The organism is Providencia vermicola, from assembly GCF_020381325.1.
Lineage (GTDB): Bacteria > Pseudomonadota > Gammaproteobacteria > Enterobacterales > Enterobacteriaceae > Providencia > Providencia vermicola.
On record NZ_JAGSPI010000001.1, the window covers coordinates 542,243 to 548,405 of the forward strand.

Annotated in this window: 5 protein-coding genes; 3 read left to right on the forward strand and 2 right to left on the reverse strand. The window is 38.9% G+C overall.

The annotated features are described in order from the left end of the window. Positions 1-124: 124 nt before the first annotated feature. Both znuB and znuC read right to left on the reverse strand, forming a co-directional pair. Positions 125-910 (reverse strand): zinc ABC transporter permease subunit ZnuB, encoded by a 786-nt coding sequence (gene znuB / locus KDJ85_RS02555; protein ID WP_225818340.1) that lies wholly within the window; start codon positions 908-910, stop codon positions 125-127. Next, positions 903-1,670: a zinc ABC transporter ATP-binding protein ZnuC gene (gene znuC, locus KDJ85_RS02560; protein WP_225818341.1), complete on the reverse strand. Its 768-nt coding sequence runs from the start codon at positions 1,668-1,670 to the stop codon at positions 903-905. The genes znuB and znuC overlap by 8 nt, the downstream gene beginning before the upstream one ends. Before the next feature lie 76 nt (positions 1,671-1,746). On the opposite strand from znuC, the gene znuA reads away from it, so the two are divergent. The 3 genes from znuA (at position 1,747) to lpxM (ending at position 5,157) form a co-directional block, all read left to right on the forward strand. Further along, on the forward strand, positions 1,747-2,706 hold the full coding sequence (gene znuA / locus KDJ85_RS02565; protein ID WP_225818342.1) for a zinc ABC transporter substrate-binding protein ZnuA: 960 nt from the start codon (positions 1,747-1,749) through the stop codon (positions 2,704-2,706). Between the two features lie 20 nt (positions 2,707-2,726). Beyond that, complete coding sequence (gene mepM, locus KDJ85_RS02570; RefSeq protein ID WP_377210603.1) at positions 2,727-4,064, forward strand: murein DD-endopeptidase MepM; 1,338 nt, start codon at positions 2,727-2,729, stop codon at positions 4,062-4,064. A gap of 118 nt (positions 4,065-4,182) precedes the next feature. Beyond that, positions 4,183-5,157, forward strand: coding sequence for a lauroyl-Kdo(2)-lipid IV(A) myristoyltransferase (lpxM, locus tag KDJ85_RS02575; RefSeq protein WP_225818343.1), 975 nt, complete (start codon positions 4,183-4,185; stop codon positions 5,155-5,157). Positions 5,158-6,163: the final 1,006 nt, after the last annotated feature.

Here is a 6,163-nt window from a genome sequence, read left to right on the forward strand (position 1 = left end):
TTTGCCCTTACAACACAGTGGTATTAGCTCAAATCTGAGTAAGGAAAAATTTATCCGCTATTTAATTATAAAAACGCCGTTGTTCAAAATAAACAACGGCGTGGATAAACTTTTAAGTTATCAATTAGTTTTTTGCTTTAACTGTTAAGCTGAGCACAAATAAAACGGCAGAAACCAAAACAACTGATGGGCCAGCAGGGGTATCATAAAATGCCGAAAAGGCTAATCCACCCGTGACTGATAGCATACCAATTAACACCGCAATAAATGCCATTTGCTCAGGTGTACGTGCAAAACGACGAGCGGTAGCGGCTGGAATAATCAGAAGTGAAGTAATAATTAATGCACCAACAAACTTCATAGCAATACCGATTGTTAATGCAGTGACTAACATCAATAATAAACGTAAACGTTGAATATTGATGCCATCGACGAAAGCAAGCTCAGGGCTGACAGTAATAGATAAAAGCGCCCGCCAACGATAAAAAAGCAAACCGCAAACGACAATCACACCAATAAATATCGTGATAATATCTTCATAGCTAACGGAAAGTAAGTCGCCAAATAAATAAGCCATTAGGTCAACACGCACATTCGCCATTAAGCTGACAACGACTAAACCGAGTGATAGCGAACTATGAGCCATAATCCCGAGTAATGTATCAACGGCAAGTTGTGGACGTTTTTCAAGCCAAACTAAAATTAGTGCAAGTAAAAGGGTAACGGCAATGACAGCATAAAAAGGGTTAATATTAAGTAATAACCCAAAGGCAACACCTAATAAAGAAGCATGTGCTAGAGTGTCACCAAAATAGGACATACGGCGCCAAACAACGAAAGAGCCTAATGGCCCCGCTGCGATTGCAAGTAACATGCCCGCTATCCAGCCAGGTAATAATAACTCAATCATGATTGCAGTCCTTGCTGTGTTGATGGCCACTAATAACATTACCCTCTAAATCATGTTGGTGATTATGTTGATGGCGATATACCCCTAATTGTTGGGCACCACGATACCCAAACATAGCAACAAACTCAGGGTGATTGGACACCACATCAGGTGCGCCTGAACAACATATATGGCCATTAATGCAGAGTACTTTATCTGTTTTTGCCATCACTAGATGTAAGTCGTGAGAAACCATAAGTACGGCACAGCCAAGCTCTGTTCTTAATTGATTAATTAAGTCATACAAAGCAACTTGACCTGTAATATCAACACCTTGTGCAGGCTCATCCAGCACGAGCAAGTCAGGTTTGTTGAGCAATGCACGTGCGAGTAAAACGCGTTGAGTTTCCCCACCCGATAACTTTTGCATCGGTTGATCTAGAAGATGAGTCGCATTAACACGCTCAAGAGCAGGTAATAAATGTGCTTGGCGAACACCTAACTTAAGTAACATAAAACGCTTTACTGTTAGGGGGAGCGTTGTATCTAAATGCAATTTTTGAGGAACATAGCCAATAGCAAGTGACGAGGCACGTTCAATTGAGCCTGAAGTTGGGGGAAGTAACCCAAGAACAACACGCACTATAGTTGATTTTCCTGCACCATTTGGCCCTAAAAGCGTCACAATGTCTCCTTTATTAAGTTCAAAGGACACATCTTTAAGGACTTGCTTATCACCAAACGAAACAGAAATTTTATTTAAAGTCAGTAATGGTTGCATATGAAAAACATCTTGCAGAAATCATGTTGTGTTATATTATAACATTTCAAAATTAAAATCACGGAAAAAGACTGCTATGATACATAAATCGAAACACATTGCCCGTAAATTTCTTTTCGGAGCGGTGGCGACCTCTGTATTGAGTGCAACATTGGTATCTACCTCAAATGCGGATGTGGTAACATCGATTCGTCCATTGGCTTTTATTGCCTCAGGTATTGCTGATGGGGTGACGGAGACACAAGTTCTACTGCCAGACGGTTCATCCCCGCATGATTATGCATTAAAACCCTCTGATTTGAAAAAAATTAAACAAGCAGACTTATTTGTGTGGGTTGGACCTGATCTCGAAATGTTTTTACAGAAACCTATCAATACGTTACCTCAGAATAAACGTCTGGCACTAGCGGAACAGACAAATATTAAATCACGACTTATGGCCGAGTCTCATGAAGATGAACATGACCATGAACATTCGGATGAAGCTAATCATGACAAGGATCACGAACATCATCACCATGGTGAGTATAATATGCACATCTGGTTATCCCCAGAGATCGCAAATTTCGCTGCACAGGACATTCATGATCGTTTAGTAGAGCTTTATCCTGAACAAAAAGATAAGCTAGACGTAAACCTTCGTAAATTCAGAGAAAATATGGCGCAAAGTGATAAAAAAATTGCTAGTATTTTACAGCCAGCTCGAAACAAGGGTTATTTTGTTTTTCACGACGCTTATGGCTACTTTGAAAAACACTATCAACTCGCTCCATTGGGGCATTTTACGATAAACCCAGAAATACAGCCTGGTGCGCAGAAATTACATCAAATACGAACACAATTGGTTGAGCATAAAGCGCAATGCGTTTTTGCTGAGCCACAATTCAGGCCTGCAGTAATTGAAAGTGTAGCGCGTAATACGGGAGTCAAAATGGGAACTCTCGACCCACTCGGAATTGGGCTGGCACTTGGACCAGATAGCTACATGCAGTTTTTGACAAATTTGTCGGAACAATACGCCAGCTGCCTGAATTAAAAATAGAAGGAATTGTTTAAGTGCAGCAAATGGCCAAAGGTCTGGCTCAGGTATATGGTAGCCTGTCTAGAACTCATAAAATCGTATTAAGTACGCTTACAGTCGCTACCATGGCCGTCGCAATTTGGCGGCCAGTTCATGTTCCAACGACTTCTGAAAATGATGGTATGCCTGATACCATCATTCCTCTAGCGTTATTACCTTCCACTGATGCCACTGACGATATTATTCAAGACAGTAGTGATCAATTACCTGATGAAGGTCTTGCAGATACCGAAGCAGAAGCAGATGGTGCGGGGGCGGAGGCAACGCCGTTAGCCCATGAATATGTTGTTGCAAGCGGTGATAACTTAACAACAATTTTAACTCAGTTTGGTATTGAAGCTGGGGATGTTGCAACACTTTCGAATCAACATAAGTCACTGAGAAATCTGAAAATTGGTCAGGCACTGAATTGGTCTTTGACAGAGCAAGGTGAATTAGAATCACTAACATGGGAAGTGAATCGCCGTGAAACGCGGGTATTTAACCGAGTAGGCACGACGAATAAATTCGAAGAGGTTAAGCAAATTCGTACTGGCGAATGGACGAACAGTATCTTAAAAGGCACTGTTGATGGTTCTTTTGCCCAAAGTACCAGTAAAGCAGGTCTAACACGTAATGAAGGCCGTGAAGTTATTAAAGCGCTACAATGGCAAATTGATTTTCGTAAACTGAAAAAAGGCGATAAATTTAGTGTGTTAATGAGCCGTGAAATGCTCAATGGCCGCAGCGAACAAAGCCAGCTTATTGGTGTCCGTTTGCAAACTAATGGTAAAAGTTATTATGCGTTCCGAGCTGAAGATGGCAAATATTATGATAGCGAAGGGAATGGCTTAGAACGTGGTTTCTTGCGTTTTCCAACGGCGAAACAATTTAGAGTTTCTTCTCAGTTCAACCCTCGTCGTGTCAATCCAGTAACAGGGCGTGTTGCACCACATAAGGGTGTAGACTTCGCAATGCCAGTAGGGACTCCCGTTTTAGCCGTTGGTGACGGTGAGGTGATTGTGTCGAAATACAGTGGTGCAGCGGGCAACTTTATTGCTATTCGTCATGGTCGTCAATATACCACTCGTTATATGCATTTACGTCAATTACTTGTTAAACCTGGTCAAAAAGTCAAACGTGGTGACCGCATCGCATTGTCAGGTAATACAGGGCGCTCGACAGGGCCGCACTTGCATTTTGAAATGTGGGTAAATCAGCAAGCAGTTAATCCTTTAACTGCCAAATTACCAAGTTCAGGTGGGCTAACAGGTAAAGAGCGAAAAGAATACTTAGCGTTAGTTAAAGAAACAAAACCTCAACTGAAGCTGTAATAAATTCTTCTTCTTTCATAACTGGCAGGTACTTGTATCTGCCAGTTTTTTTTGAAATGCTTCCATAAATCATTATTTTAAGCTATAAAAATATAGCCATTATTCACTTGAGTGCAGTATGAATAAAGATAAAGACACAGACAGTAAAAAAGGCTATGTGCCAACATTTCACCGTTCTTATTTATTGCCAAAATATTGGGGCGTTTGGTTGGGAGCCGCTGTATTTGCAGGGCTTGCTTATATACCGGTTAAAATTCGTGACCCGATGCTGGCTAAAATAGGTAAATGGGTGGGCAGAATAGCCAAAAGTGCTCGTCGTCGTGCGAAGATCAACTTACTTTATTGCTTTCCTGAGTACACGGAAGAGCAAAGAGAAGATTTAGTTGACCGCATGTTTGAAACTGCACCGCAGTCTTTTGTCATGTTGGCGGAATTGTGCCTACGAGGGGCAGATAAAACGTTAGCACGCACACATTGGCATAATGAAGAAATCATTCAGCGGTTAAAAGAACAACAAAGTAATGTGATTTTTATGGTGCCACATGGGTGGGCAGTTGATGCGCCTGCGATGTTATTAGCGGCAAAAGGCCAGCAAATGGCCGCAATGTTTCACCATCAAAAGAATCCTGTTGCGGATTATCTTTGGAACAAAGCGCGCTATCATTTTGGTGGCCGCCTCCATTCACGAGAGGCGGGGATTAAGCCATTTATCGCATCCGTGAGGCAAGGGTACTGGGGATTCTATCTTCCTGATCAAGACCATGGCGAGGAGCACAGTGAATTTGTTGATTTCTTTGGTACATACAAAGCGACACTTCCTGCAATTGGTCGTTTAATGAAAGTATGTAAAGCGAAAATTGTGCCGCTATTTCCAGTATATGATCATAAAACTCATCAATTACACATTTATATTCGTGAGCCAATGGATGACATCGATGGGAAAGACGATGAGTATATAGCACGTAGGATGAATGAAGAGCTTGAACACCTCGTATTGCCTAGTCTTGAACAATATACATGGATTTTAAAATTATTGAAAACGCGCAAAGAAGGGGAGATAGAGCCCTATCAACGTAAGGATCTGTATCGGTAGTGCGGCTTACAGACTTACACATTACAATTGAAACCATCACGTTACTGTGGTGGTTTTTTTTGCTAAGAATCACAATATTCATGCCCAATGTGTTCTTATAATTTTATACGTTTTAATATGAAAATTTAACATAAGGTGGGGCAATCCTAGGTTAAAATATTTATTTTTAGACTTACTTCCAAAATTAAAAAATTCATAAAGATAATCCCTATATAACAATTTGCGTTTAAATGATTGAAAATTAAGGAGGTATTTCAATCTATTGCCATTTTCATTCCATAAATTACCCTCATTTTCTGCGTCAAAAATCATATTTTCCTTTTCAAATGCTTTTAAAGAGTAAGTAAACTTTATCTATTTGGTGATTTGATAAAGTTTATCTATGTTATAGTTTAATGTTTTACATATTTATATTTAATGTAATTCTTCATATGTATTGATTTTTTGAACAAAACAGAAATTTAGCCTTTATGTATAATCTATAACGTACATTGAAAATCGACTTAATAAGCAGGATGATTGAGGGCAATAATGCGAATTACAGAGAAAGTAAATTTTAGTTAGGGAATACGTTAAGCGGAAGACTAACATATTTATCTATCATCATGACTGGAAAAAACATGCTGGTTTTGTTAAACCCTCAAAATCAGAGATAAATGTGACGGAAAAATGGATGTTTAGTCTAACGTTATTAAATTAGTTCCTACAAGGTATGGTTTCTACCGTTGACTATTTTGCTATATTTCATTTTTTATATGAGTTATTTTTAAATATGAAGCATTTAATGTTAATTTATTGTCGCAAAAAGACTACTCATTAATGATAATGCAGGGGTAATTTATTCTATTATGATTAGAATTAGATTATTTTTATGATTAAATATAGATGGTAATTTAATCGTGTAAAGAGAAATGTAATGATAAAATAAAAAATAAATTATATTAAAATAAAAAATTAAATATTTTATTTTTATTCATTATTTTAAATCTGTCTCTTATACACATCT

Excerpts from the sequence above, each read along its gene's own strand:
- znuB (WP_225818340.1), bottom strand. The coding sequence starts at position 910 with ATGATTGAGTTATTATTACCTGGCTGGATAGCGGGCATGTTACTTGCA.
- znuC (WP_225818341.1), bottom strand. The coding sequence starts at position 1,670 with ATGCAACCATTACTGACTTTAAATAAAATTTCTGTTTCGTTTGGTGAT.
- znuA (WP_225818342.1), top strand. The coding sequence starts at position 1,747 with ATGATACATAAATCGAAACACATTGCCCGTAAATTTCTTTTCGGAGCG.
- lpxM (WP_225818343.1), top strand. The coding sequence starts at position 4,183 with ATGAATAAAGATAAAGACACAGACAGTAAAAAAGGCTATGTGCCAACA.